The 25516-nt window shown below is 63.2% G+C and carries 21 protein-coding genes and 1 pseudogene; 13 read left to right on the top strand and 9 right to left on the bottom strand.

The window, feature by feature from the left end:
- Positions 1 to 9: 9 nt before the first annotated feature.
- From A3AY_RS0117975 to A3AY_RS0117965, 3 genes are read left to right on the top strand one after another with little or no spacing between them, the layout of a single operon-like run.
- Positions 10 to 867 carry a carbon-nitrogen hydrolase family protein gene (locus tag A3AY_RS0117975; RefSeq protein ID WP_018327056.1) on the top strand — a complete coding sequence of 286 codons (858 nt, stop codon included), beginning with the start codon at positions 10 to 12 and terminating at the stop codon, positions 865 to 867.
- Positions 864 to 1292 (top strand): DUF1178 family protein, encoded by a 429-nt coding sequence (locus A3AY_RS0117970; protein ID WP_018327055.1) that lies wholly within the window; start codon positions 864 to 866, stop codon positions 1290 to 1292. Before A3AY_RS0117975 ends, A3AY_RS0117970 begins: the two co-directional genes overlap by 4 nt.
- Positions 1292 to 1879, top strand: a complete 588-nt coding sequence (locus tag A3AY_RS0117965; RefSeq protein WP_018327054.1) for a DUF3291 domain-containing protein — start codon at positions 1292 to 1294, stop codon at positions 1877 to 1879. Before A3AY_RS0117970 ends, A3AY_RS0117965 begins: the two co-directional genes overlap by 1 nt.
- A 149-nt stretch (positions 1880 to 2028) precedes the next feature.
- Here A3AY_RS0117965 and A3AY_RS0117960 read toward each other — a convergent pair whose 3' ends face one another.
- The 6 genes from A3AY_RS0117960 to A3AY_RS0117935 all read right to left on the bottom strand — a co-directional run bounded on the left by A3AY_RS0117960 (position 2029) and on the right by A3AY_RS0117935 (position 7684).
- On the bottom strand, positions 2029 to 2469 hold the full coding sequence (locus A3AY_RS0117960; protein ID WP_018327053.1) for a GNAT family N-acetyltransferase: 441 nt from the start codon (positions 2467 to 2469) through the stop codon (positions 2029 to 2031).
- A 449-nt stretch (positions 2470 to 2918) separates the two neighbouring features.
- Positions 2919 to 3809, bottom strand: a complete 891-nt coding sequence (locus A3AY_RS37085) for a DUF3616 domain-containing protein (RefSeq protein ID WP_026203569.1) — start codon at positions 3807 to 3809, stop codon at positions 2919 to 2921.
- Positions 3810 to 3999: 190 nt separating this feature from the next.
- Complete coding sequence (ubiG, locus tag A3AY_RS0117950; RefSeq protein WP_018327051.1) at positions 4000 to 4749, bottom strand: bifunctional 2-polyprenyl-6-hydroxyphenol methylase/3-demethylubiquinol 3-O-methyltransferase UbiG; 750 nt, start codon at positions 4747 to 4749, stop codon at positions 4000 to 4002.
- A gap of 54 nt (positions 4750 to 4803) precedes the next feature.
- Positions 4804 to 5190 carry a hypothetical protein gene (locus tag A3AY_RS0117945; protein WP_018327050.1) on the bottom strand — a complete coding sequence of 129 codons (387 nt, stop codon included), beginning with the start codon at positions 5188 to 5190 and terminating at the stop codon, positions 4804 to 4806.
- A 918-nt stretch (positions 5191 to 6108) separates the two neighbouring features.
- Positions 6109 to 6879, bottom strand: a complete 771-nt coding sequence (locus A3AY_RS0117940; RefSeq protein WP_018327049.1) for an SDR family oxidoreductase — start codon at positions 6877 to 6879, stop codon at positions 6109 to 6111.
- A 145-nt stretch (positions 6880 to 7024) separates the two neighbouring features.
- Positions 7025 to 7684: a glutathione S-transferase family protein gene (locus A3AY_RS0117935; RefSeq protein WP_018327048.1), complete on the bottom strand. Its 660-nt coding sequence runs from the start codon at positions 7682 to 7684 to the stop codon at positions 7025 to 7027.
- 85 nt (positions 7685 to 7769) lie between these two features.
- Here A3AY_RS0117935 and A3AY_RS0117930 point away from each other — a divergent pair, with 85 nt between their 5' ends.
- Together A3AY_RS0117930 and A3AY_RS39210 are read left to right on the top strand one after the other, a co-directional pair.
- Positions 7770 to 8273: a winged helix-turn-helix transcriptional regulator gene (locus A3AY_RS0117930; protein ID WP_018327047.1), complete on the top strand. Its 504-nt coding sequence runs from the start codon at positions 7770 to 7772 to the stop codon at positions 8271 to 8273.
- A 74-nt stretch (positions 8274 to 8347) separates the two neighbouring features.
- Positions 8348 to 8762 (top strand): annotated as a pseudogene (locus tag A3AY_RS39210) (AraC family transcriptional regulator).
- Positions 8763 to 8806: 44 nt separating this feature from the next.
- Here the strand turns inward: A3AY_RS39210 and ppk2 are convergent.
- Both ppk2 and A3AY_RS0117910 read right to left on the bottom strand, forming a co-directional pair.
- A complete protein-coding gene (ppk2, locus tag A3AY_RS0117915) occupies positions 8807 to 9709 on the bottom strand; it encodes a polyphosphate kinase 2 (RefSeq protein ID WP_018327045.1) in 903 nt (300 codons plus the stop codon).
- 78 nt (positions 9710 to 9787) lie between these two features.
- Positions 9788 to 10651 (bottom strand): DMT family transporter, encoded by an 864-nt coding sequence (locus A3AY_RS0117910; RefSeq protein WP_026203567.1) that lies wholly within the window; start codon positions 10649 to 10651, stop codon positions 9788 to 9790.
- Between the two features lie 115 nt (positions 10652 to 10766).
- Here A3AY_RS0117910 and A3AY_RS0117905 point away from each other — a divergent pair, with 115 nt between their 5' ends.
- The 8 genes from A3AY_RS0117905 (at position 10767) to A3AY_RS0117870 (ending at position 23463) form a co-directional block, all read left to right on the top strand.
- Positions 10767 to 12167 carry an aminotransferase-like domain-containing protein gene (locus A3AY_RS0117905; RefSeq protein ID WP_018327043.1) on the top strand — a complete coding sequence of 467 codons (1401 nt, stop codon included), beginning with the start codon at positions 10767 to 10769 and terminating at the stop codon, positions 12165 to 12167.
- A 202-nt stretch (positions 12168 to 12369) separates the two neighbouring features.
- A complete protein-coding gene (locus A3AY_RS0117900; RefSeq protein ID WP_018327042.1) occupies positions 12370 to 13644 on the top strand; it encodes an aspartate kinase in 1275 nt (424 codons plus the stop codon).
- Between the two features lie 90 nt (positions 13645 to 13734).
- Positions 13735 to 16002: a phosphoenolpyruvate--protein phosphotransferase gene (gene ptsP / locus A3AY_RS0117895; RefSeq protein WP_018327041.1), complete on the top strand. Its 2268-nt coding sequence runs from the start codon at positions 13735 to 13737 to the stop codon at positions 16000 to 16002.
- 226 nt (positions 16003 to 16228) lie between these two features.
- Entirely contained in the window at positions 16229 to 17311 is a 1083-nt protein-coding gene (gene prfA / locus A3AY_RS0117890) for a peptide chain release factor 1 (protein WP_026203566.1), read from the top strand.
- On the top strand, positions 17308 to 18171 hold the full coding sequence (prmC, locus tag A3AY_RS0117885; protein ID WP_018327039.1) for a peptide chain release factor N(5)-glutamine methyltransferase: 864 nt from the start codon (positions 17308 to 17310) through the stop codon (positions 18169 to 18171). The genes prfA and prmC overlap by 4 nt, the downstream gene beginning before the upstream one ends.
- A 339-nt stretch (positions 18172 to 18510) precedes the next feature.
- On the top strand, positions 18511 to 19299 hold the full coding sequence (locus A3AY_RS0117880; protein WP_018327038.1) for a DUF4167 domain-containing protein: 789 nt from the start codon (positions 18511 to 18513) through the stop codon (positions 19297 to 19299).
- Positions 19300 to 19847: 548 nt separating this feature from the next.
- Positions 19848 to 22454, top strand: coding sequence for an ATP-dependent chaperone ClpB (gene clpB / locus A3AY_RS0117875; protein ID WP_018327037.1), 2607 nt, complete (start codon positions 19848 to 19850; stop codon positions 22452 to 22454).
- 70 nt (positions 22455 to 22524) lie between these two features.
- Positions 22525 to 23463 (top strand): S66 peptidase family protein, encoded by a 939-nt coding sequence (locus A3AY_RS0117870; RefSeq protein ID WP_018327036.1) that lies wholly within the window; start codon positions 22525 to 22527, stop codon positions 23461 to 23463.
- Between the two features lie 42 nt (positions 23464 to 23505).
- Here A3AY_RS0117870 and A3AY_RS0117865 read toward each other — a convergent pair whose 3' ends face one another.
- Positions 23506 to 25467 carry a M23 family metallopeptidase gene (locus A3AY_RS0117865; RefSeq protein WP_018327035.1) on the bottom strand — a complete coding sequence of 654 codons (1962 nt, stop codon included), beginning with the start codon at positions 25465 to 25467 and terminating at the stop codon, positions 23506 to 23508.
- Positions 25468 to 25516 lie beyond the last annotated feature (49 nt).

The raw sequence follows: 25516 nt of genomic DNA, 5'->3' as shown, positions 1-25516 counted from the left end.
GACGCTTCGATGACGTTCAAGGCTGCAGCGATCCAGATGTGTTCCGGCGTCGATCCGGCGAGGAACGCCGAGACGATGGCCCGGCTCGTCCGGGACGCGGCCTCGCGCGGCGCAATCTATGTCCAGACGCCGGAAATGACCGGCGCGCTGCAGCGCGACCGCGCCGCGATGAAGGCGGCCTTGCGCGACGAGGACGGCGACCTGATCGTCAAGGCGGCCCGCGCGCTTGCGGCCGAGCTCGGCATCCATCTGCATGTCGGCTCGACGGCGATCGGACTTGCGGACGGCAAGATGGCCAATCGCGGGTTCCTCTTCGGCCCCGACGGCAGCAAGATCACTCACTACGACAAGATCCACATGTTCGACGTCGATCTCGACAATGGCGAAAGCTGGCGGGAGAGCTCGGCCTATACGCCGGGCGGCACGGCGCGGCTGGTGAACCTGCCGTTCGGCAAGCTCGGTTGCGCGATCTGCTACGACGTCCGCTTTCCCGAACTCTTCCGGGCGCAGGCGGCGGCCGGGGCTGAGATCATGTCGCTGCCCGCCGCCTTTACCCGCCAGACCGGCGAGGCGCATTGGGAAGTGCTGCTTCGGGCGCGAGCGATCGAAAACGGCATGTTCGTCATCGCCGCCGCGCAGGCCGGCCGGCACGAGGATGGCCGCGAGACCTACGGTCACTCGATGATCGTCGACCCCTGGGGCGTCGTTCTGGCTTCGGCCGGCAGCACCGGCGAGGCGGTCGTAATGGCCGAAATCGATATTGCGGCAGTTGCAGCCGCGCGGGCGAAAATTCCGAACCTGAAAAACGGCCGGGCGTTTTCGCTGGAGGAAGTGCCGCTCCCTGCTGCGGGAGGTGTGGCGGCTTGATCAAATACACGCTCTCCTGTGACAGCGGCCATTCCTTCGATGGCTGGTTTTCGTCGAGCGCCGATTTCGACCGGCAGGCGGAGCTTGGGCTGGTTTCTTGCCCGGTCTGCGGCTCCGTGTCCGTCGCCAAGGAACTGATGGCGCCCTCGGTGTCGACCAGCCGCAAGAAGGACGAAGCGAAAGTCCTGATGATGGATCAGGCGCGCAAGGAAGCAGTCGCCAAGATCCGCGAACTGGTGACGGCGATTCGCGAGAACTCCGACGATGTCGGCGAAAAGTTTCCCGAGGAAGCGCGCAAGATTCACTATGGTGAAGCCGAGGAGCGCGGCCTGATCGGCAAGGCGACGGCCGACGAGGCGCGGGCGCTGCTGGAAGAGGGCATAGAGATCGCGCCGCTGCCGGTGTTGCCGGACGACGTGAACTGATGTCCGGCGACAGCCGGTATCATTTGGCGATCTATAATTTCGGCCTGCATGTCGGCCCTGAGGGCGATCCCGCCGTCGAAGGCTTCGTTCTTCGCGAGCCGGCCAATTTCGAGGCGGCGGCGCGGGCCTCCGGTTTTATCGGCCGGTCCGGTTACCGCGGCGTACCGGGCCCGCGAAGCTGGGGGCCCCAGGTGTTTCCCCGGTTTATCCTCGGCAGCGGCTTCGACAGCGCGCCCTCGTCGCTGTCCGTCTGGAAAGACATCGAATCGCTGATGGCCTTTGCCTACAGCGGCGTGCATGCCGACGCGCTGAAACACGCGCGCAACTGGAACGTCAAACCGGACTGGCCGCCACTGGTGCTTTGGTGGGTCGACGGGCGGCATATTCCCGACTGGTCAGAAGGCGTCGAGCGGCTGGAGTATCTCCATGACAATGGCGCAACGGCCCGGGCCTTCACGTTCAAAGAACCCTTCGCCGCTGATGGCGAAGCTTATACTATCGACCGGCAGCGTGTCCGCTCGATTGCCGAGGCAAACAGCCGTGGGCAGGCCGATCTTCTTGCCCATGTTCAGTCGCTGAAAGTCTAGCACGGCCGAAAGGGGCGGGGATGTCGGGCCTGCCCCGCGGAGCAGGCTTTAGCTCGGGAAATCCTTAGCCAAGAGAATGCCGATCAATGCGGCCCTATGAAGGTTGGCCCCCCGCTTGGCCTGGGTTGCATTTCGCTTCGGGGGAAAATTTAGCTCGGAACCGACTTCCGAAACTGGATGTAGCCCGATCGTTCGGCGACTTTTTCATAAAGCGCGATCGCAGTGGCATTGTCCGCCTGCGTTTGCCAGTAAACGCGCGACGATCCAACAGTAGCTGCTTCTGCACATACGTGGGTGATCAGCGCCCGGCCGTAACCCTTCCCGCGAGCCTTCGGCGCGACAAATAAATCCTGTAAATAGCAGGAATCGCCGAGGCTCCAGGTCGAGGGGTGGAAAATGTAATGCACGAAGCCCACCGCTTCACCGCCCGCCAATGCCAACGCGCCGTGCATCGGGTCACCTTCTTTCAGAAGGCGAGCCCAGGTGCGATCATGGATGGTGGAATCAAGTGTGCTGCCATCGAAGTCGAGATATTCTGTCCATAACGCACGCCATTGCGCTTCGTCGTCGCCTTGCAACATGCGGATCATCGTGTCTTCGCTCCCTCGATCGTGCACCTATACGTTGCAGATTGGCTTGGCGCAAGCACACTCCCGGCCGCTCGGCCTGGACGCGCAATAAAATCGTGCCTTTGGACGGGGACCAGCTTTGACGTCTCCATGAGGAACAACGCGGACCTTCACTTTTCAAAGAGCCCTTCGCCGCCGAGGGCGAAGCGGCAACACAGCGGCGGGCCGGCCGATCGGCTTGCCCAGTCGTGGAAAGTCTAGCGTGGGAGCAAGGGGCGGGGATTCAGCGTTCCTGGCTGTCGCGTCCAGATGTATCTTCGTCTGCGGCGCGCCCCTCATCCGGCCTGCCGGCCACCTTCTCCCCGTTGGACGGGGAGAAGGGACAAGCGGCGCACTCCGCATTTCCCTCTTCCCGCCTGCGGGGAAAGGGGAAGGTGAGGGGCGAGAGGGCCGTCGAAACGGCTGATGCGTCAAAAGGTGACGTCGATGCTGCGGAAGCGGCGTTTCTTCTTTGGGACACCGCTCTCCTTCACGCCCTTCTTGCCGTCGTCGCTGAGGATCTGGACGAGGCCTTTTTCGGGGTAGATGACGAGCGCCTCGGCGGTGAAATCGCTCGGGAACCTGGGCGGAAGTTTCACCGGCGGGCGGTCGTCGCCGCTCCAGGAATAGAGCGAAAATTTTTCGCCCTTGTCTTTCGCGGGGCCGGCGAGGACGAGATAGACCGGCGGCAAAAGGCCTGTCCAGTCGATGCTGCGGATGCCGTGATCGTCGAGGTCGAGCAGGTGCGGCTTGCCGAAGCGCGGCTCCTCGCCGCGCTCGGTGACGGCGGCGGCGTTGGTCAGGCGGAGCACCGGTGCCATCTTGTCGATGAGCGGTGCACGAAAGCCGATCATCAGGTCGCCTTCCGGGGTCCCGGCGAGGCCCTCGATATTGATGTCGGTGCCGGGGCGGTGCAACTCCTTCTTCATGTATCCGCGCAGGCCCTCGAAGGGCGCGCCGACGGGTTCGAGCGTCGGGCCGTCTTCGGCTTGGACAATTCTGGAGGCGAAGAGGATGGAGCGGCCGCTGGCGTTTCCGCCGTCACCGGGCCGGGAGAAGGAGCTTATCCAATAGACCCGGTCGCCGATGCGGGCGGCTGCCTCGATATCGGATTTCTCGTTGCCGATGAAGCTCTTGAATTTCAGCGCCCGCACGGGCTTGGCAATGCCGCGGCGATAGATCTGGAAGGTGTTGGTTTCGTCGCTGGCAACGACGAAATGAGTGTCGTCAAGGGCGACGGCGGCCGAGGCTTCGCAGATGCCGATATAGTCGATCGGCTCTGCCTGCGCGTCTGCGCCCGGGAGGATGCCGAGGGTTTTCATCGCGACATTCTCCTTTTTCGCCTTGCCGGCTCGGGGCCGGTCAGAGGCCCACATTCCATGACAGTGGCGCTCCCCTCTGCCCTGCCGGGCATCTCACCTCGAGGGGAGATTGGCCTGAAGCCGTTTCCTTGTTCTCGACCGAGCGAGTGTCACGAAAATGACGGAGGGGATATTTTCGACACTGTCGTGCCTATGAGGCCGGGCGTCTGGCCACCAGCATATAGTTGACGTCCATGTCTTTCGAGAGATTCCACTGGTTGGCGAGCGGATTGAAGAACACGCCGGTGCGCTCCGTCACGGTCATGCCGCTCGCCTCGATCGGCTTTTCGAGTTCCTCGGGGCGCACGAGTTTTTCGTATTGATGGGTGCCGCGCGGCAGCCAGCGCAGCACGTTTTCGGCGGCGAAGATGGCAAGCGCCGCCGCCTTGATCGTCCGGTTGATGGTGGCGACGAACATCAGGCCGCCGGGGCGGACCATCGAGGCGCAGATGCTGACGAAGAACTCGACATCGGCGACATGCTCGACCACTTCCATGTTGAGCACGACGTCGAAAGTCTCGCCGGCTTGCGCAAGCGCCTCAGCCGTCACGGCGCGGTAATCCACGGCGACGCCGCTGCCGGCCGCGTGGGTTTTGGCGATCATGATGTTCTTTTCCGACGCATCGGCGCCGACTACATCGGCACCCATGCGGGCCATCGGCTCGGACAGAAGGCCGCCGCCGCAGCCGATATCGAGGAGGCGCAGGCCCTTCAGCGGTTGCGGCGCCTTGGCGTCGCGGCCGAAATTTTCCGAGACGCGATCGCGGATATAGGCAAGGCGGACCGGGTTGAACTTGTGCAACGGCCGGAACTTGCCCTTCGGGTCCCACCATTCGGCGGCCATGGCGGAAAAGCGGTCGACTTGCGCCTGGTCGATGGTGGTACGCGCTTGTTCGCTCATGGTCGGAACTCCTTGGAGAGGCTCCCTGTGAAGTCGGACGATCGGGGGCGAAAGTCAAGGGTTGGGAAGCCCCTGCGGCAACTGGCGCCCCTTCAGGCAGCGGTCGAATTTCGGCAGGCGGTATTCGGGGTGCTCGATCTGATATTTCTGAAGCTCGTCCATGATCCTCTCGAAGATCTGGAAGGCCGGTTCCTGCGCGTTGGCAACACAGGCCGGCAAGCGGGCGCAGGCATGGCCGGACAGGCCGATCTCTCGCTGGATGCGGACCTTGCGGTCCTGATGGGCCGAGACCAGCATCGGGCCGGTGCAGGCCCGATCACGGCCGCATTTGCGGGTCCTGCAGGTTCTCCAGATCAGTTCGACGGTCAAGAGAGCACGGCAGCGGAGCTCGTGATCAGCGGAAAGGCGTTTTTCGTAGTCGGTGAATTCCGGTTGGGACATGGGAGACTCCGAGAGGTGAGAGGGCGGCCGGATGCGTTCACGCGGCGGCTTTTCGCCCGTGCTTCAAGTCATTTCGGTTCGCCGGCCTCAAGGGCCAGGCGGGATCGGCCGGGGCACGTCGGGTGCCTCAGTTAAGTAATAGTAGGTGACACGCGACGTGCCCCGTCTCGGTGGTTTTTACCTGCAACTCCGGTTTCTCTGCGGGGATGGCGGCACCTTTTTTCGGCACAGGGTGGCGCTCGACTTTTACCGGATTGCTCCAGCATCGACGGCACCACGAAAGGCCTGTCTTCCGACACGCCAGTCGCCGCTCCTCATGTGTGCCTCACAGGCACGCCCCGCCCTGTTTCAGGCGAGAGGGAAACCATTTTCTGCAGGCCCCCGCGGCCGCGCCTGNGTTTCAAACACAGACCGAAGGCACCGGCCCCGCCTCGCCGGCAACGCTATCCGGTGTATCCGATGGCGGGACAAGGGGAGTATGGCACAGGCGCAAAGGGCGGGGATGAACGGGGAAAATTTCGACCCATTGCGGCCGCCACAATGCCTATAAACAATGGAGGGGCACGGATCGGAAAGGGAGCAACCCCACGCATCCGGTGCGCGGGGTGGCTCAATGGCGTAGCATCATTCGGGATGCATGCATTGACCCATTGGGTGATCGCTTGCCTGACGGGCCGCGCTATACATGCAAAGAGCCCGTCACGTGGTGGCGGGCCCTAAAATGGCTTGAGAATACATTGCCTCTAAAACGCTCTCCCCGAGAGGAAGTCAAAAACGCTATGGTGTAAAACGCCGTTCCGGTTTCGGCCAAGGCAACAGCATATGAATGTTAGATATTGCTCATGAAGAAGTCCAATCACCATTGTAGGGGATGTGAAAGCGAGCGTGATTTGCTTTTTGCGAAGATGGCCGGACGCCTCAGGTTCGGCTGATCGAAGCGCCGCCGTCGACGAGCATGGCCGTGCCGGTGGTGAAGCGGGAAGCATCCGAGGCGAGGTAGAGCACGGATTGGGCGATTTCTTCCGGCCTTGCCATCCGCTTCAGCGCATGCAGGCCTTCAACGAACGCAAGGACGTCCGGTCCGGCATCCGGGGCGTTGGTGATGCTCGCAGGCGTATCGGTTCCGCCGGGCAGGATCGCGTTGACGCGGATGCCCTTTGTGCCGAGTTCGGTCGCCAGAACCTGTGTCAGTCCGACAAGACCCGCCTTGGCCGCGGCATAGGCGCTCATGCCCGGCATGCCGGCGGTGTAGCCAACGAAGCTGGAGGTGAAGATCAACGAACCGCCGCCGCGCGCTTCGAGCGCCGGGACCTGATATCGCGCGCCGAAGAAGGCGCTGGTGAGGTTGGTGTCGATCGTCTGCCGCCATCCGTCCGGCGTCAACTGCGCGATCGGCGCCATTTCGCCGGTGCTGCCGGCATTGTTGAAGGCGATGTCGAGGCCGCCGAATTTTTCCGTTGCCGCAGCCACCAAGGCTTCCGCATGGGCTTCGTCACGGACATCGCCGTCTATCGCGAGGGCCTCGCCGCCCTCCGCCTCGATTTCGGCGACGAGTTCGTCCAGCGCGCTCTTGCGGCGGCCGGAGACGACGAGGCGCGCGCCCTCGCTGGCGAAGAGCTTTGCCGTGGCACGGCCAATGCCGGAGCTGGCGCCGGTGATGATGGCGACCTTGTTGGAAAGCGTGGTCATGGTTGAACCTCCTGTTGGGTTACGGGAGGTTCAATCGCAACAAGGGCTGTCCGGCGCCACCCGATTCCTGCCCGACCATACGAGGGCCGATAGGCAGTCAATGCGGAGGCGCTCCGGCTTCGTTGTTGTCGGTACGCTCTTACCTTCAATCCCGATCCGGGGCGCCGAGCGGGAAGAAGCCGCGATACGGCCGGGCTTCGTCGACGGCGCGGGCAAAGGAGGGGCGGGCGAGAAGCCGGGCGCGGTAGGCGCGGGCGTTCGCCAGTGTCTCAGGGATCGGATGGACCCAGTCGGCATAGAACAGCGACGGGGCGGCGGCGCAATCGGCGAGGCTGAACGCATCGCCGGACGCCCATTCTGATGTGGCGATCGCGCCGTCGAGCCAGGCATAGGCGTTGTCGAGCATAGCTTTCGCCTCGCGGACACCATAGGGATCGCGGTCGGCTTCCGGCCGGATCTGGTTGAACACCACCTTCTGCATCGGGGTCATGACGTAGTTGTCGAAGAAGCGGTCCATCAAGCGGGTCTTGAGGGCAGCCCTGGCATCCGCGGGGATCAGGCGGACGGGGCCGGGATGGCTGAGCGCCAGATATTCGATGATGATCGTCGACTCCAGCACGGTCTCGTCACCGTCCTTCAGGACCGGCATCCGCTTCATCGGCCAGAGTGCGCACCACTCGGTAATGGCCTCCGGCGTCTCCTCGCCAAGCATGCGCAGCTCGAACGGCGTGCCGTTTTCGTAGAGCGCGGTGATGACCTTCTGGCAGTAGGACGAGAAGGGGTGAGCAAAGAGCTGCAGTTTCATCATATCCTCCCGAACCAATCTTGTTTTGAAAGCAGTTTCTTTGTAGAATGACTGATCCTATATTGCAAGCGGTTTTGGCGACACAATGGACACGACCCACCGATCGGGATGCCCGATCAACCTGACACTGGAAATGCTCGGCGATCGCTGGAGCCTGATCGTCATCCGCGACATCATGTTCGGCAACCGCCGGCATTTTCGCGAACTGCTCACCCAATCGGAAGAGGGGATCGCCTCGAACGTGCTGGCCGACCGGCTGAAGCGGCTGACCGAGAGGGGACTTTTGTCGCGCACCGACGATCCGAGCCACAAGCAGAAGGGCATCTACAGCCTGACCGAGCCATCCATCCAGCTCGTGCCGCTTCTGGCGCAGATGGGCGCCTGGGGTCGCCGGCACATGCCCGTGTCGGAAGAGTTGTCGATCCGCGCCGAACTTCTGGAAAACGGCGGGCCGCCGATGTGGGAGGCGTTCATGGAGGAACTGCGGGCCTTGCATCTTGGCGCGCCGGTGCCGGAGCGCTCCGTCTTTGCGGAACTGCAGGCTGCCTATCTCGCGGTGGTGGCGCGGAAGAGCGGGGCAGCGGCTTGAATGGATGGGGGTGGGTCGATCTCAGCAATTTCCGTCAGGTCCGCCATGACACCTGCCGGTAGGTTGCAGGCGTCATGAAGGAGACGATCTTGGACACGGTCACCATACAGAATTACCGCAACAGGTTTCAGCGCGTTCTTCACCATATCGACGCGCATCTCGACGACGATCTGAGCGTCGAGACCCTCAGCGGGGTGGCGGCCTTTTCGCGGTTTCATTTCCACCGGCAATTTTCCGAGCTGCTCGGCATCGGTGTCTTTCCCTATATCCAGGGACTGCGACTGAAGCGGGCCTCGCCGATGCGCCGTGCTGCGTCATACAGGATCCGACGATGGCTTAGGCCCCGCCCTGACGCATCTTTATGCGCATTGGCTGCCGAAGAGCGGCGAGACGCCAAGAGACTTCCCGCTCTATTGCCAGCGCATCCGCTTCTTCCCGGATGTCCCGGAACAGGAGGCGGTTACCGATATTTTCCTGCCGCTGGCGTAAGGACAAGGTGATCCGCCGCTTGAAGGCGGATCACCTCTGCCGTCTCAGTAGACGTCCGGCACGTACATCTCCGCTGGCACCGGCGCGCGGGTATAGTCGTCGTGGCGGACGCGCTCGGGCAAATCGATCGCCGGTTTTGGCACGTCCTCGTAGGGGATCTGCGCAAGCAGATGGGCGATGCAGTTGAGGCGCGCTCGCTTCTTGTCGACGGCCTGGACGACCCACCAGGGGGCTTCCTCGATGTGGGTCCGCTCCAGCATCTCTTCCTTGGCCTTGGTGTATTCCTCCCAGTGGACGCGGCTTTCCATGTCCATCGGCGACAGCTTCCACTGCTTCAAGGGATCGTGGATGCGCATCTTGAAGCGGAACTCCTGCTCCTCGTCGGTGATCGAGAACCAGTATTTGATGAGGACGATGCCGGAGCGCACCAGCATGCGCTCGAATTCCGGCACCGACCGGAAGAATTCCTCGAGCTCGTCCGGCGTGCAGAAGCCCATGACGCGCTCGACGCCGGCGCGGTTGTACCAGGAGCGGTCGAACAGCACCATTTCGCCCGCCGTCGGCAGATGCGGCACGTAGCGCTGAAAATACCACTGGTTGCGCTCCCGCTCGGTCGGGGCGGGCAGGGCGACGGTGCGGCAGACGCGCGGATTGAGGCGCTGGGTGACGCGCTTGATGGCGCCGCCCTTGCCGGCCGAATCGCGGCCCTCGAACAGCACCACGACCTTGAGCTTATTGTGCTGCACCCAGTCCTGCAGCCGCACGAGTTCATGCTGCAGGCGGAACAGCTCGCGGAAATAGACCCTGCGCTCGAGCGTCGGCTCGGCTTCCTCCGACATGCCCTCGGCGACCAGGTCGTCGAGCCGGTCCTCCTCCATCTGCATTTCCAGCTCCTCGTCGAAGCTGTCGGCAATTTCCGCCTTGATGCGGCTGAGCTGGTCGATCATGGGGTCGCGTTCCTGTTGGTCGCAGGGACAGGAGCAGGGTTTGATGTCAGGGATGTGACAGGGGGGGTCTTGACGACCTCAGCGGGCGAACTTGCGAGCCCCGGCCACACACGCGACGACCGAAAGCGCTGTGACCACCATCATGACGCTCACCTGTTCGTGCAGGAGGCTGGCGGCCAGCAGGAGACCGAAGAAGGGTTGAAGCAGTTGCAACTGTCCCACGCCCGCGATGCCGCCCAGCGCAAGGCCGCGATACCAGAACACGAAGCCGATAAGCATGCTGAAGACCGATACATAGCCAAGCCCAATCCAAGACGGGCCGGCGATGCCCTGCCAGGTGTCCGGCAGCGTGATCAGGGCGATAATCGCCATCGGGGGCAGGGAGAGGACCAGCGCCCAGGAAATCACCTGCCATCCACCCCATGTCCGGGAGAGCTTCGCACCTTGCGCATAGCCAAGCCCGCAGACGATGATCGCGGCAATCATCAGCAGATCCCCCGTGACAGACACCTCTCCGCCAAATGTCAGGGCGAAACCGACCACCGTGGCACTGCCCAGCCCGGAGAACAGCCAGAAGAGCGGCCTTGGGCGTTCCCCGCCCAGGAGAACACCGAAGATTGCGGTCGCAAGCGGAAGCAGACCCACGAACACGATCGAATGCGCCGACGTGATGTATTGCAGCGCCACTGCCGTCAGCAGCGGAAAGCCGATGACGACGCCGAGCGCGACTAGGGCGAGCGACAGGAGATCGTGCGCGCGCGGTCTGGGCTGGCGCAGCGCAAAGAGCAACGCTGCCCCGAGGAGTGCAGCGATGACCGCCCGGGCCGATGTCAGGAACAGCGGAGAGAAATCCGAAACCGCAACGCGTGTCGCCGGAAGCGACCCGCTGAATATGACGACACCGAGCAACCCGCTGCCCCAACCTTCCATCGACGTTTTCATGGCACCTCACTTTCTGCCGCACAGTTACGCGCAAAAGACTGGCGTAAACAGGCACAGATCAGTACAATATCAACAAACTGTAACAGTATAATTAGACATACAATTTGGGACCTCCATGCCACGCAGCGATGCCGGTACGCGCACGACGGACGTCATGCTGGCGATCAGGAACAAGATCGCCAGCCGATCACTTGCGCCGGGGGATCGTCTTCCTTCGATCCGCAGCTTTGCCGCCACGATGGGCGTATCGCCAACCACGGTGGTCGAAGCCTATGATCGTCTTGCCGCGGAGGGATTGATCCGGGCGCTTCGAGGCTCCGGATTCTATGTTTCGACCACCGCTTTGCCGCCGCTCAAGCTGGCGGAAGCCGAATCGCCGCGTGCAAGGGCAGTCGATCCATTCTGGGTGTCGCGGCAGTCGCTCGATTCCGATGATGCGGTGCTGAAGCCCGGATGCGGGTGGCTTCCCTCGGACTGGATGCCGAATGACGCGTTGAGGCAGGCCATTCGAAGATTGGCGCGAGCCGACGATAATCTCCTTGCCTATTACGGCAGCACGCGCGGCTCTTTGCCGCTGCGGCGTCTGCTTTTGGCGCGCTTTGCAGAGGAGGGCATTCAGGCCACGCCGGATGAAGTGATGCTGACGAGTACGGGAACCCAGTCACTCGATCTGATCTGTCGCTTTCTCCTCCGGCCAGGCGACACGGTCATGATCGACGATCCGTGTTATTTCAATTTTCAGGCGCTGTTGAAGGCGCATCAGGTGAAGATCATCGGCGTTCCCTACACGCCAACGGGTCCTGATCTTACGGCGTTTGAAGCCCTGCTGAATGCCGAGCGACCACGGGTGTACCTGACCAACTCCGCGCTTCACAACCCGACGGGTGCAACGCTTCCACCCCAAACCGCGCATCGTTTGCTGAACGCGGCAGCACAACATGAGATGATAATTATCGAGGACGATATCTTCGCTGACTTCGAACCCGAGCCGTCGGTGCGCCTTGCAGCGCTGGATGGTCTCAATCGCGTCATTCGCATCGGCAGTTTCTCCAAGACCCTCTCGGCGTCGATCCGCTGCGGCTACATTGCTGCGCAGCGCGACTGGATCGATGGGCTGGTCGATCTGCAGGTCGCCACCAACTTTGGCGGACCGAGCCCCGTTGCCACCGAACTGATTACCCAGGTGCTGGCGGGAGGGAGCTATCGCAAGCACATGGAGGAACTGCGGCGCAAACTCGCCAGGGCGCGTCGTGAGGTGGTGGACAGACTGCATCGGCTCGGTATCGAACCATGGCTCCTGCCTCGTGGCGGCTTCTATCTCTGGTGCCGACTTCCTGACCGGCTGGATGCTACGCATGTGGCGCAAGCTGCCCTTGCCGAGGGCATCGTGCTTGCCCCCGGCAATGTGTTCTCCGTATCGCAAGGCGCATCGGATTTCATGCGCTTCAATGTTGCCCATACGCTGGATCCACGCATTGAGCGGACCCTTGCAGAGGTACTGAGAAAAGCTCGCTGAGGGTTTCGGGTTTGGCTGCGGGCGGTACGGGCGACGAAGTGCTTGCCGAAGGCATTTTCTGCCGCATGGCGCGAGGTTGCCGCTACGCCAGAACCCTTGTCCTTCTCCATTGCACCCCGCCCTCAATTTCGCTAAGAGACCGGCGACTTGAAGACAGACGGGCGCGGGTTTGACGCGCGGCATTTTCGACCGGTAGAGGCATATGGCACGCATCGTTATGAAATTCGGCGGGACATCCGTCGCGGATCTTGAACGCATCTACAATGTGGCCCGCCATGTGAAACGTGAAGTCGAGGCCGGCCACGAGGTGGCGGTGGTCGTCTCGGCCATGTCCGGCAAGACCAACGAACTGGTCGGCTGGGTGCAGGGCGCGCCGAAGGCGACGGGCGCGAGTTCGCCCTTCTTCGATGCGCGCGAATACGACGCGGTGGTCGCTTCCGGCGAGCAGGTGACCTCGGGGCTCCTGTCGATCACGCTGCAATCGATGGGCATCAATGCCCGTTCCTGGCAGGGCTGGCAGATCCCGATCAAGACCGACAACGCCCATGGCGCCGCGCGCATTCTCGAGATCGACGGCACCGAGCTGATCCGCCGCTTCGGCGAAGGCCAGGTGGCCGTCGTCGCCGGCTTCCAGGGGCTCGGCCCCGACAACCGCATCGCGACGCTCGGCCGTGGCGGCTCGGATACGTCTGCCGTGGCGATTGCGGCGGCGATCAAGGCCGATCGCTGCGACATCTATACCGACGTCGACGGCGTCTACACCACCGACCCGCGCATCGAGCCGAAGGCGAGGCGGATGAAGAAGATCGCATTCGAGGAAATGCTGGAAATGGCGTCGCTTGGCGCCAAGGTCCTGCAGGTGCGCTCGGTCGAGCTTGCCATGGTTCACAAGGTCCGCACCTTCGTGCGCTCCAGTTTCGTAGACCCCGATGCGCCGGGCATGGGCGATCTTCTCAATCCCCCCGGTACGCTGATTTGTGATGAGGAAGAGATCGTGGAACAGGAAGTCGTCACCGGCATCGCCTATGCCAAGGATGAAGCGCAGATTTCGCTCAGGCGCGTGGCCGACCGGCCCGGCGTTTCGGCTGCGATCTTCGGCCCGCTGGCAGAAGCCCATATCAATGTCGACATGATCGTCCAGAACATTTCGGAAGACGGCTCGAAGACCGACATGACCTTCACCGTGCCTTCGGGCGACGTGGACAAGGCCCTGAAGGTGCTGGAAGGCGCCAAGGAGAAGGTCGGTTTCGACGTCATCCAGAGCGAATCGGGCCTGGTCAAGGTGTCGGTCATCGGCATCGGCATGCGCAGCCATGCCGGCGTGGCGGCGTCCGCTTTCCGCGCACTTGCCGAAAAAGGCATCAACATCAAGGCGATCACCACCTCGGAAATCAAGATTTCCATCCTGATTGACGGCGCTTATGCCGAATTGGCCGTTCGCACTTTGCATTCCGTCTACGGTCTGGATAAGAGTTAAGCGAAGCGGCGGCATCGACGTTTTGGCGCGGATGCGCCGGAACCTTTTGCCGCCTGCAGTTGTTGACTTTTAGACAGGAGACGTAACGCGATGAGAGACCTCTCGGCGGGTCCACGCGTCCTTCTCAAGCGGTTGCGCGAACTCATGGCGGAACCGCTCGAGCCGCAGGAGCGCCTTGACCAGATTGTTCGCCAGATAGCGCAGAACATGGTCGCGGAGGTGTGCTCGGTCTATGTGCTGCGCTCCGACGGCGTGCTCGAACTCTATGCCACCGAAGGCCTGAACCCGGGCGCCGTGCATCTCGCGCAACTGCAGATGGGGCAGGGCCTCGTCGGTACGATTGCGGCATCCGCGCGACCCCTCAATCTCTCCGACGCGCAGGCGCATCCGGCCTTCACCTACCTGCCGGAAACCGGCGAAGAGATCTACCATTCCTTCCTCGGCGTGCCGATTCTCAGAACCGGCCGCTCGCTCGGCGTTCTCGTCGTGCAGAACAAGGCAAGCCGTACCTATCGCGACGACGAGGTCGAGGCGCTGGAGACCACGGCGATGGTGCTCGCCGAAATGGTGGCGACCGGCGAACTGAAGAAGATCACCCGCCCGGGCCTCGAACTCGACCTGTCGCGGCCGGTCTCGATCGACGGCAACAGTTTCAACGATGGCATCGGCCTCGGTTACGTCGTGCTGCACGAGCCGCGCATCGTCGTCACCAATCTTTTGAACGACGACACCGATCACGAACTCGGCCGCCTGGCGGAAGCGCTCGGTTCCCTGCGCATCTCGATCGACGACATGCTGTCGCGCCGCGATGTCTCCATGGAAGGCGAGCACCGCGCCGTGCTCGAAGCCTACCGGATGTTCGCGCATGACCGCGGCTGGGTGCGCAAGCTCGAAGAGGCGATCCGCAACGGCTTGACCGCCGAAGCGGCGGTCGAGCGGGTGCAGAGCGAGACCAAGGCGCGGATGATCCGGCTGACGGATCCCTATCTGCGCGAGCGCATGCATGACTTCGACGACCTTGCCAACCGGCTGCTCAGACAGCTGACCGGCTATGGCGCCAAGCTTTCGGCGAGCGACTTCCCGCCGGATGCCATCGTCGTCGCGCGTGCCATGGGTGCTGCCGAACTGCTGGACTATCCGCGCGAGAACGTCCGCGGCCTGGTTCTCGAAGAAGGCGCAGTGACGAGCCATGTGGTGATCGTCGCCCGCGCCATGGGCATTCCGGTCGTTGGCCAGGCGGCAGGCGCCGTGGCGCTGGCGGAAAACCGCGATGCGATCATCGTCGATGGCGAAGATGGCAAGGTGCACCTGCGGCCGATGGCCGACCTGCAGCGGGCCTATGAGGAGAAGGTAAAGCTTCGGGCCCGGCGGCAGGAACAGTTCAAGGCGCTGCGCGGCGTCGAGCCGGTGACCAGGGATGGCAAGCACATCAAGCTGCAGATGAATGCCGGCCTGATGGTCGACTTGCCGCAGCTTGCGGAGTCGGGCGCTGAGGGCATCGGCCTGTTCCGCACCGAACTGCAGTTCATGATCGCCTCGACCATGCCGAAGATGGAAGAGCAGGAAGCCTTCTATCGCAACGTGATCAAGCAGGCCGCCGGCAAGCCGGTGACCTTCCGCACGCTCGATATCGGCGGCGACAAGGTGGTGCCCTATTTCCGTGCGGCGGAAGAGGAGAACCCGGCGCTTGGCTGGCGGGCGATCCGGCTGTCGCTCGACCGGCCCGGCCTCTTGCGCACGCAGCTGCGCGCCATGCTCAGAGCTTCGGCAAGCCAGGAACTGCGCATCATGCTGCCGATGGTAACCGAAGTGTCTGAACTGCGCACCGTGCGCGAGCTTTTGCAGAAGGAAATCCAGCGGCAGTCGAAGGTCGGCGAGCAATTGCCGAGGAAGCTGCAGTTCGGCGCGATGCTGGAGGTTCCGGCGCTGCTGTGGCAGCTCGACGAACTGATGCACGAGGTCGATTTCGTTTCCGTCGGTTCGAACGACCTGTTCCAGTTCGCGATGGCGGTCGACCGCGGCAATGCGCGGGTGTCGGACCGCTTCGACGTGCTTGGCCGCCCGTTCCTGCGCATCCTGCGCGACATCACCCGCGCGGGCGAACGCAACGATACCCCGGTGACGCTGTGCGGCGAAATGGCGAGCAAGCCGCTGTCGGCCATGGCGCTGCTCGGGATCGGCTTCCGCTCGGTCTCGATGGCGCCGACGGCCGTCGGGCCGGTGAAGGCGATGCTGCTGGCGCTCGACGTCGACAAGCTCTCGGCCATGATGGCGGTCGCGCTGGACGACACCAAGGATCAGACACCGATGCGCGAGCTGCTGGTGGCATTCGCGGCGGAGAACGGGATTCCGGTCTAGGGTCGGTCGAGGCTGGGGCGGGCGTGGCCCCTCTGTCGGCGACGCCGACACCTGGCCACTACCGTCTTGCGCTCCTTACGAAATAAGGAAAAATGAATGATCTTCCCTTTGTGGGGGAGATGTCACGAAGTGACGGAGGGGGGTGAACTCTCCTCAAAAGAATGCCCTGACGAGGGACAAGAACCATTGAAAAGACCGCTGTCGTCGCGGTCTTACGGAGTAAACATTGGCAACCTTACCTGTTGAAAAGATGCGCGAGCTGGAGCGCCGCTTCAGTGAGATCGAGGCGCGCATGGCCGAGGGGCCGGCGGCGGATGTCTATGTGAAGCTGGCGTCCGAATATTCCGAGCTGCAGCCGGTAGTGACGAAGATCAGGCAGTATGAGAAGGCGCAAGGCGAGCTTGCCGATATCGCGGCGCTGCTGGCCGACAAAAGCACCGACCGCGATATGCGCGATCTGGCCGAGATGGAAAAGCCGGAGATCGAGGCGCGCATCGAGGCGCTGGAGAAGGACATGCAGATCCTGCTCCTGCCGAAGGATGCGGCCGACGAGAAGAGCGCCATCCTTGAAATCCGCGCCGGCACGGGGGGGTCGGAGGCGGCGCTTTTTGCCGGCGACCTCTTCCGCATGTATGAGCGCTATGCCGCCGACAAGGGCTGGAAGGTCGAGGTGCTTTCGGCAAGCGAGGGCGATGCCGGCGGCTACAAGGAAATCATCGCGACCGTCACCGGGCGCGGGGTGTTTTCCAAGCTGAAATTCGAATCCGGCGTACACCGGGTCCAGCGCGTGCCGGATACGGAAACGCAAGGACGCATCCATACCTCGGCGGCGACCGTCGCGGTGCTGCCGGAAGCGGAGGACATCGACATCGAGATCCGCAACGAGGACATCCGCATCGACACGATGCGCTCGTCCGGCGCGGGCGGACAGCACGTCAACACGACGGACTCGGCCGTTCGCATCACGCATCTGCCATCGGGCATCGTCGTCACCAGTTCGGAGAAGTCGCAGCACCAGAACCGTGCCAAGGCGATGCAGGTCCTGCGCTCGCGGCTCTACGACATGGAGCGGCAGAAGGCCGACAGCGAGCGCTCGGCCTCGCGCAAGAGCCAGGTCGGTTCCGGCGATCGCTCGGAACGCATCCGCACCTACAACTTCCCGCAGGGCCGCGTCACCGACCATCGCATCAACCTGACGCTCTACAAGATCGACCGGATGATGATGGGCGAGATCGACGAGGTGGTCGATGCGCTGCTGGCCGACTACCAGGCTGATCAGCTGGCGCAACTGGGCGAGACCCAGGGATGACCGATACGCTCGACAGCCTGTTTGCCGAGGCGAAGGCGCGATTCCTCAAGGCGCATATCGGCGAGGCGGCATTCGACGCGCGGGTGCTGATTTCCGGCCTGCTAGATCTGCCGGCGGCGGCTTTCATGACGCGCGGCAGCGAGGCGGTCGCGCCGGAGGACGCCGAACGGATTCGCGCCGCGATTGCGCGACGCGCAGCGCACGAGCCCGTGAACCGCATTCTCGGCCAACGGGAATTCTACGGGCTGACCCTCGGCATGTCGAAGGACACGCTGGAGCCACGGCCGGATTCGGAGATGATCGTCGAGGGGCTCATTCCGTTTGCGCGGCGCACCGTCGCCGCCAAGGGAAGCTGCCGGATCATCGATCTCGGCACGGGAACCGGGGCGATCTGCCTGGCGCTGCTCAGCGCCGTACCGGAGGCAACCGGCGTCGGCTCCGATCTTGCCGTCGGTGCCGTCGCGATGGCGCGGGCCAATGCGGTGCGCAACACGCTCGACGACCGCTTTGTGGCTGTTGAAAGCGACTGGTTCGAGCGGATCGAGGGTGTGTTCGACATAATCGTGTCAAATCCGCCCTATATATGCACTGACGTGGTCGCGTCGCTCGCGCCGGAGGTGCGGGATCACGATCCGGCGCTGGCGCTGGACGGCGGTGCCGACGGGCTGGACGCCTATCGCATCATCGCCGCGAATGCCGCCGGCCATCTGGCCGAGGGCGGTGTCGTCGGGGTCGAGATCGGCTATGATCAACTGCAGGTGGTGGGAAGCGTTTTCGAGGAAAAGGGGTTTCGGATCGTCGACAGGATACGCGATCTTGGCGGCAATGACCGGGCCATAGTGTTCTCCTTCTGCAACTAATGCCTGAAAATAGCCGTCTGATGGAACGTTCTTTTCGAAAACGTGAAGAAAAGGCTTGGAATTCCACGGCAGGCGGGATAGGTTGGCAGTCACGCACTGGGCAGAAGGTCTTAGACCAGAGATTCGTTCCGGTCAGACCTGGCCACAGGGATTGCTCTCACAAAAGAGTTGCTAAGGTTCGACAGTGCCTGGTGCGGGTACCTGTTAATTTGACTTTAACCAGCGACGGCGCCGCCAAAAGACGGTTGGGTCGCGGCGCGTGTTTGCCTGTTCCGGAATCCCCGACAAGCCACGCAACCACATGATCATCAATATCAAGAGAATGCAGGTGAGTGAACGATGAGGCCAGGACAGCAAAACAAGCGCGGCCGTGGGCGTAACAACAATAACAGCAGCAACAACAGCGGTGGTAACAACAACCATAACCGGAAGGGTTCCAATCCGCTGACCCGGACCTATGACAGTTCCGGACCGGACGTGAAGATCCGGGGTACCGCGCAGCATATTGCCGAGAAATATGCGACCCTTGCCCGAGACGCGCAGAGCTCCGGCGACCGGGTCATTGCGGAAAACTACCTTCAGCATGCCGAGCACTACAACCGCATCATTGCCGCCGCCCAGGCGCAGATGCAGGAACGTTTCCAGCGTGACGATCGCAACGACTACGGCGACCGGTCCGATTACCAGGATCGCGACGGCAACGAGCGCGACGACGATCTCGACCAGAACGACGTCGACGAAAGCGCCTCCATCCAAGACCAGCAGCCTGATGTGGGTCGCCCTCAGCAGGCCGATCGCCCGCCGCGCCAGCAGGACGGCGAGCGCCGCGACCGCCAGCGCCATGACCGCCAGCGCCAGCAGCGGCCCGAACAGGCCCAGCCGCAGGCGCGCCCCGACCTGCAGCCGCAGCCGGTCATCGACGGTTCCGGCCCGCAGCCGGTGATCGAAGGCACGCCGGCAGAAGTTACACTGGAAGCGGAAGCCCCGACCGGGGCCGCCCCGACGCGCCGCCGTGCCGCCCCGCGCCCCCGCCGCCAGCCGCGCCGCAGCGATGCCGCTGGCGACGAGGCCGCCGCGACGGGCGAACAGCCGGACGTTCCGGCCCTCGTTGATGCTGCCGGCGAGTAAAAGGGTAGGCTGCCGTACGGCGCTGAATATTGAAGAACCCGGTCCGCTCGCGGCCGGGTTTTTTCGTGGTGTAAGGGCGGTGATGCGTTTCTGGCTGGTTCGACCAAGGCGTAGAACTGATCGCCCAACATTACGGGATCATGACCTTCGCCTTCCTGCCGCTATTTAGCATGAGCCAGCGGTGCAGGCCATTTTCGGAAACAGCTTGGGGGGCGGGCTGTGGCAACGCTCGTACAAGGGTCTGCGTCTTCGGTGAAGGCGGCATCTGGTTTGCCACGCCAGTTTCGGAACTCCTACTCCTCAGTGTTACCATCGCAGTCCTTTGGAAGACCACACATCCGTGCCGGCTGGCGGCTGTCCAGTGCTCGGAAAGAGAGACAGATCAGCCCCTTTAATTTCCAAAATTCCTCCCCCATATTCGCTTCAACGGGTTGATCCTGCGCAAGGCAGATATCGACCGGAAATGACAGGCTTGCCTTTTCAGGGGGCCTGATCCTGAACCATCGGCAGTGCCGCGAACGGGCTGGCCGATTTATGGAGGTCGACAGATGAATATTGAAAAATACTCCGAGCGCGTGCGCGGTTTCCTGCAATCGGCGCAAACCTATGCGCTGGCGCAGGGCCATCCGCAATTCACTCCCGAACATATCCTGAAAGTCCTGCTCGACGACGACCAGGGCATGGCGGCATCGCTGATCGAGCGGGCCGGTGGCGATGCAAAGGCTGCCCGGATCGCCAATGATGCGGCGCTTGCCAAGCTGCCGAAGGTCTCGGGTGGCAATGGGTCGCTGTCTTTGGCACAGCCGCTGGCGCGCGTGTTTTCGACCGCTGAAGAGGCGGCCAAGAAGGCCGGCGACAGCTTCGTCACCGTCGAGCGCTTGCTGCAGGCGCTGATCATCGAGACGTCGGCTGCAACCTCCGGCATCCTGTCGAAGGCGGGCGTGACCGCTGCCAAGCTCAACCAGGTCATCAACGACATCCGCAAGGGCCGCACGGCCGATGGTGCCAATGCCGAAGCGGGCTTCGACGCCCTGAAGAAATATGCGCGCGACCTGACGGGCGATGCCCGCGAAGGCAAGCTCGACCCGGTGATCGGCCGCGACGACGAGATCCGCCGCACGATCCAGGTGCTGTCGCGCCGCACCAAGAACAATCCGGTGCTGATCGGCGAGCCCGGCGTCGGCAAGACGGCGATTGCCGAGGGCCTGGCGCTGCGCATCGTCAACGGCGACGTGCCGGAAAGCCTGAAGGACAAGAAGCTGATGGCGCTCGACATGGGCGCCCTGATTGCCGGTGCGAAATTCCGCGGCGAGTTCGAAGAGCGGCTGAAGGCCATTCTCTCCGAGGTCCAGGCGGAAGCAGGCGAAATCATCCTGTTCATCGACGAGATGCACACGCTGGTCGGCGCCGGCAAGGCGGACGGGGCAATGGACGCCTCCAACCTGCTGAAGCCGGCCCTTGCCCGCGGCGAGCTACACTGCGTCGGCGCCACCACGCTCGACGAGTACCGCAAGCACGTGGAAAAGGACGCAGCCCTTGCCCGAAGGTTCCAGCCGGTGATGGTCAACGAGCCGACGGTCGAGGACACGATCTCGATCCTGCGCGGATTGAAGGAAAAATACGAGCAGCATCACAAGGTCCGGATCTCCGACTCGGCGCTGGTTGCGGCTGCGACCTTGTCCAACCGCTACATCACTGATCGGTTCCTGCCGGACAAGGCGATCGACCTGATGGACGAGGCCGCGTCGCGGCTCAGGATGCAGGTGGATTCCAAGCCGGAGGAACTGGACGAACTCGACCGCCGCATCATCCAGTTGAAGATCGAGCGCGAGGCGCTGAAGAAGGAGACCGACCGGTCGTCGAAGGACCGGCTGGAAAAGCTGGAGATCGACCTTACCGGGCTGGAAGAACAGGCCGATGCGCTGACGGCCCGCTGGCAGGCGGAAAAGTCGAAGCTCGGTCTGGCTGCCGACCTGAAGAAGCAACTCGACGAAGCCCGAAACGAGCTGGCGATCGCCCAGCGCAAGGGCGAATTCCAGCGGGCTGGCGAGCTTGCCTATGGGGTGATCCCGAAGCTGGAAAAGGAGCTGGAAGCCGCCGAAGGAGAGGACGGCGCCACCGTCAATCCGATGGTGCAGGAAGTCGTGACGCCGGACAACATCGCCCATGTCGTTTCCCGCTGGACCGGCATCCCGGTCGACAAGATGCTGGAGGGTGAGCGCGACAAGCTGCTGCGGATGGAAGACGAACTGGCCAAATGGGTGGTCGGCCAGGGCGATGCGGTTCAGGCCGTGTCGCGTGCGGTTCGCCGCTCGCGGGCGGGTCTGCAGGATCCGAACCGGCCGATCGGTTCGTTCATCTTCCTTGGCCCCACCGGCGTCGGCAAGACGGAGCTGACCAAGGCGCTGGCTCGTTTCCTCTTTGACGAGGAGACGGCGATGGTGCGCATGGACATGTCGGAATATATGGAGAAACACTCCGTCGCCCGGCTGATCGGTGCGCCTCCCGGCTATGTCGGTTACGAGGAAGGCGGCGCGCTGACGGAATCCGTGCGGCGCAGGCCATACCAGGTCGTGCTGTTCGACGAGATCGAGAAAGCGCATCCGGATGTCTTCAACGTGCTCCTGCAGGTGCTCGACGACGGCCGGCTGACCGATGGCCAGGGCCGCACGGTCGATTTCCGCAACACGATGATCATCATGACCTCCAACCTCGGGGCCGAGTATCTCATCCAGCTCGGCGAGAACGACGACAGCGACATGGTGCGCGACCAGGTGATGGATGTGGTGCGCGGCCATTTCCGGCCGGAGTTCCTCAACCGGGTCGACGAGATCATCCTGTTCCACCGCCTGAAGCGCGGCGAGATGGGGGCGATCGTCGATATCCAGCTGGCGCGTCTGCGGCAACTGCTCGCCGAGCGCAAGATCACGCTCGAACTCGACGACGAGGCTCGCGCCTTCCTTGCCGACAAGGGCTACGATCCGGCCTATGGCGCGCGTCCCCTGAAGCGGGCGGTGCAGAAATACGTCCAGGATCCGCTCGCCGAGCAGATCCTCCAGGGCAGTTTCCCGGACGGCTCGACCATCAAGGCCTATGCCGGGTCGGATCGCTTGAACTTCAAGCTCAGCGGCGGGGCCGAGAAGGCTGCGGCCTGACGCACGACGCAAAGGGAGGCCGTCCTTCGGGGCGGCCTTTTTCGTCAGGGCGATCCGGGACGGGGGGCGCATGCGCGGTGAAATCAAGAGCGACAGTGGACAACGTTCGATCATCATCCCGCCGAAGCTGAAACCCGGCGACCGCATCCGTTTCGTCTCGCCGGCCAGCGCGCCGGATCGCGATACGATTGCCGCACGCGCACGCTCTTTGAAGGAATTGGGTTTTCGCGTCGATTTCGGTGTGCATGCCTTCGATCGCCATGCTTATCTGGCGGGCACGGACGACGAGCGGCTCGATGACATGAACGCCGCGTTTCGCGATCCCGACATCCGCGCAATCTTTGCGACGCGCGGCGGCAAGGGCTCCTACCGCATTGCCGACCGGCTCGATTTCGATGCCGTGCGCTTTGACCCGAAGGTGCTGGTGGGATTGAGCGATATCACCATTCTCCATCTCATGCTTTTGCGCCGATGCGGGCTTGTGGGTATCCATGGCGCGCTGTTCGGCGATGAAGGTGGTGTCGATATCGAAAATCGCGATGCTATCTTGCGAATGCTGACCGCGCGCGGCCGTATCACCATCGCATCGCGGCCCGGTGAGCCCACGGGTACACTGACCACCACGGGCAAGGCAGAAGGTCCCCTTGTCGGCGGCAATCTGGACCTGATTGTCACGGCCGCCGGATGGGCCTTGCCTGATCTCACCGGCGCCGTTCTGTTGTTGGAAGCGACCGATTGTTATCCGGGGCGGGTCGACCGGGCTTTGACCATGCTGCGCAAGGCTGGCCATCTCAACGGGCTTTCGGGCGTTGCGGTCGGCCAGTTCATGATGGTGGAGCCGTCCCGCGGGCGGGTGATCATCGATATTTTGCGTGATCATCTGGAACGGCTCAGCGTTCCGGTTCTCGGTGGTCTGCCGGTCGGGCACGGGGAACGGCCGGTGAGCCTGCCGAGCGGTTCGATGGCTGAACTCGACGCGGATCAGGGGACGTTGACGATCGAGCACTGAACGCAAGGCGGGCTGCAGCGAATTCCAGGTGCAGCCTTTTATTTACTGCGCCGCCGCCACTTCGGCGCCATTGTCCTTGGCAAGCAGTTCGTCGATGCGGGTGCGTTCTTTTTCGAACTGGGCGAGGGCCTCGCCCTCCAGCGACTTGCCGCCGGGCAGGCGAATGCGCAGCGGATCGACGCGGTTGCCGTTGACGATCAGTTCGTAGTGCAGGTGCGGACCGGTCGACAGGCCGGTCGTGCCGACCCAGCCGATCACCTGGCCCTGGACGACCTTGGCGCCGGGGGTGACGCCCTTGGCGATGGCGCTCTGGTGGTTGTAGGACGAGACATAGCCATTGGCGTGGCGGATCAGCGTCTGGTTGCCGTAGCCGCCCGAATCCCAGCCGGCCTTTTCGACCACGCCATTGCCGGCGGCGATGATCGGCGTGCCGCGCGGCGCCGACCAGTCGACGCCGGTATGCATGCGCGAAAAGCCGAGGATCGGGTGGCGGCGCATGCCGAAGCCGGAGCGGAAACTGCCGTTCGGGACGGGATTGCGCAGCAGGAACTGGCGAATGCTCTTGCCCTGCTCATTGTAGTAATCGATCGTGTTGTCGTCCGGATCCTGGAACCGGTAGAAGCGCGTCTCGGCATCGCCGAAGCGGGCGTTGACATAGAGCAGTTCGCTGTCGTCGGTCGCCTTGCCGCTGTCGTCGGCCACGGAGAAGAAGGCCTCGAGCCTGTCGGACGGCTTCAGCTGCGCCTGGAAGTCGACATTGCTGGCAAGCAGCTTGATGATCTGGGCGACCATCGTCGAATTCATGCCGTAGGAGAGGGCAGCCCGGTAGACGCCGTCATAGACTCGCGGCAGGTCGTAGCCGGCGGTGATCGCCGGCGTGCCGTTGTCGTCGAAGGCGGAGGCGACGGCGGCCAACTGCGGCGGCTCGAAGCCCTTGACGAAATGGCCGGTGTCGTCCAGTGCCATGGTGAAGACATGGCTGCCGCGCGAATAGACGCTGGCGCGGACGATCTTCGCTTCGCCATTTTCGCCCTTCTGGATGATGCCGATGCGCAGGACGTCGCCTTCCTGCAGTTCCTTCGCGTCGAGCGCGGGGCGCAGGTAGCCGGCGATGTCCTCGGCCTGCGCCTTGGCATAGCCGGCATTGATCATCACATTTGCGATCGGCGTCGCGCGACGCACGGGAATGACGTCGTCGGCATATTCGGCGCTCTGGTCGGTGATGTTCTCGAAGGCCGAAACAGTCATGTTCTCCTCGACGACGCGGGCGGACAGGCCCTGGATCAGGTCGAGATCGGATGCGTCGGAGGCGAAGCGGCGGGGGTCGACATAAAAGAGCGAGGCGATCTGGGTGTTGCCGTCGGTCAGCACCGAACCGTTGGTGCGGACATTCTCCTCGACCTCGTCGAGCGACATCGAGGAGGCGAATTTCAACGTTGACCCCTTGAGCGGGAAGTCGACGGTCTTCAGCGCGACCTCGGACTCGACATCCGAGCCGTACAGCGTTCCGGTGCGGCTGACCGGCGGGGCGCCGTCCGTCTCTTCGTTCGAGAAAATGGCAAGGGGATCGAAGGAGGGGTAGCTGTCGGCCGGCTGGTGGTTGGCGGCAAGCGTCATCTTCACATGGGCGAAGGGCTGGCGCCGCACCACTTCCTTCTCGCCGTCATGGATCATGGTCGAGACTTCCATGATGGTGCGGTCGGAGGGCTTGGCGACGATGCTCGGCGTCAGGATGCGGTCGCCGCGCTTGGCGGCGGTCGGCTGTGCTCCGCCGGCTGCCGGGCCGAGGGCGGCATAGGCTTCGGCGGGGATGGCGAGCTGCTGGCGGCCGTCAAGGGCTGCAAACAGCGCGACGCCCATCAGCAGGCTGGAGGTGATGCCGGTGAGGAACGTACCCGAAAGCCAGCGCAGAGAAATCTCGCGCCGGTCGGGGGCCCTGCGTCCATCCGCAAGGATTGGCGGCTCGTTGCCGAGCGACCGCATCGTGGTCTTGTCCGTGATCATGCCAATATAGAGAAGCCCTGATTATCCGCCGTTTCTTATTATGGTCTCG

Origin of the sequence: Rhizobium giardinii bv. giardinii H152 (genome assembly GCF_000379605.1) — a bacterium.
GTDB classification, from domain to species: domain Bacteria; phylum Pseudomonadota; class Alphaproteobacteria; order Rhizobiales; family Rhizobiaceae; genus Pararhizobium; species Pararhizobium giardinii.
Note: the sequence above shows the minus strand (reverse complement) of the source record. Positions and strands in the feature narration are given on the sequence as shown.

What these genes read in the sequence shown, in the direction of transcription:
- ubiG (WP_018327051.1), bottom strand. Translation starts at nt 4,749, where the DNA reads ATGAGCGAACAAGCGCGTACCACCATCGACCAGGCGCAAGTCGACCGC.
- A3AY_RS0117965 (WP_018327054.1), top strand. Translation starts at nt 1,292, where the DNA reads ATGTCCGGCGACAGCCGGTATCATTTGGCGATCTATAATTTCGGCCTG.
- A3AY_RS0117880 (WP_018327038.1), top strand. Translation starts at nt 18,511, where the DNA reads ATGAGGCCAGGACAGCAAAACAAGCGCGGCCGTGGGCGTAACAACAAT.
- A3AY_RS0117900 (WP_018327042.1), top strand. Translation starts at nt 12,370, where the DNA reads ATGGCACGCATCGTTATGAAATTCGGCGGGACATCCGTCGCGGATCTT.
- A3AY_RS0117910 (WP_026203567.1), bottom strand. Translation starts at nt 10,651, where the DNA reads ATGAAAACGTCGATGGAAGGTTGGGGCAGCGGGTTGCTCGGTGTCGTC.
- A3AY_RS37085 (WP_026203569.1), bottom strand. Translation starts at nt 3,809, where the DNA reads ATGAAAACCCTCGGCATCCTCCCGGGCGCAGACGCGCAGGCAGAGCCG.
- A3AY_RS0117870 (WP_018327036.1), top strand. Translation starts at nt 22,525, where the DNA reads ATGCGCGGTGAAATCAAGAGCGACAGTGGACAACGTTCGATCATCATC.
- A3AY_RS0117975 (WP_018327056.1), top strand. Translation starts at nt 10, where the DNA reads ATGACGTTCAAGGCTGCAGCGATCCAGATGTGTTCCGGCGTCGATCCG.
- A3AY_RS0117940 (WP_018327049.1), bottom strand. Translation starts at nt 6,879, where the DNA reads ATGACCACGCTTTCCAACAAGGTCGCCATCATCACCGGCGCCAGCTCC.
- A3AY_RS0117905 (WP_018327043.1), top strand. Translation starts at nt 10,767, where the DNA reads ATGCCACGCAGCGATGCCGGTACGCGCACGACGGACGTCATGCTGGCG.
- A3AY_RS0117945 (WP_018327050.1), bottom strand. Translation starts at nt 5,190, where the DNA reads ATGTCCCAACCGGAATTCACCGACTACGAAAAACGCCTTTCCGCTGAT.
- ptsP (WP_018327041.1), top strand. Translation starts at nt 13,735, where the DNA reads ATGAGAGACCTCTCGGCGGGTCCACGCGTCCTTCTCAAGCGGTTGCGC.
- ppk2 (WP_018327045.1), bottom strand. Translation starts at nt 9,709, where the DNA reads ATGATCGACCAGCTCAGCCGCATCAAGGCGGAAATTGCCGACAGCTTC.
- clpB (WP_018327037.1), top strand. Translation starts at nt 19,848, where the DNA reads ATGAATATTGAAAAATACTCCGAGCGCGTGCGCGGTTTCCTGCAATCG.
- A3AY_RS0117865 (WP_018327035.1), bottom strand. Translation starts at nt 25,467, where the DNA reads ATGATCACGGACAAGACCACGATGCGGTCGCTCGGCAACGAGCCGCCA.
- A3AY_RS0117960 (WP_018327053.1), bottom strand. Translation starts at nt 2,469, where the DNA reads ATGATCCGCATGTTGCAAGGCGACGACGAAGCGCAATGGCGTGCGTTA.
- A3AY_RS0117935 (WP_018327048.1), bottom strand. Translation starts at nt 7,684, where the DNA reads ATGAAACTGCAGCTCTTTGCTCACCCCTTCTCGTCCTACTGCCAGAAG.
- A3AY_RS0117930 (WP_018327047.1), top strand. Translation starts at nt 7,770, where the DNA reads ATGGACACGACCCACCGATCGGGATGCCCGATCAACCTGACACTGGAA.
- prmC (WP_018327039.1), top strand. Translation starts at nt 17,308, where the DNA reads ATGACCGATACGCTCGACAGCCTGTTTGCCGAGGCGAAGGCGCGATTC.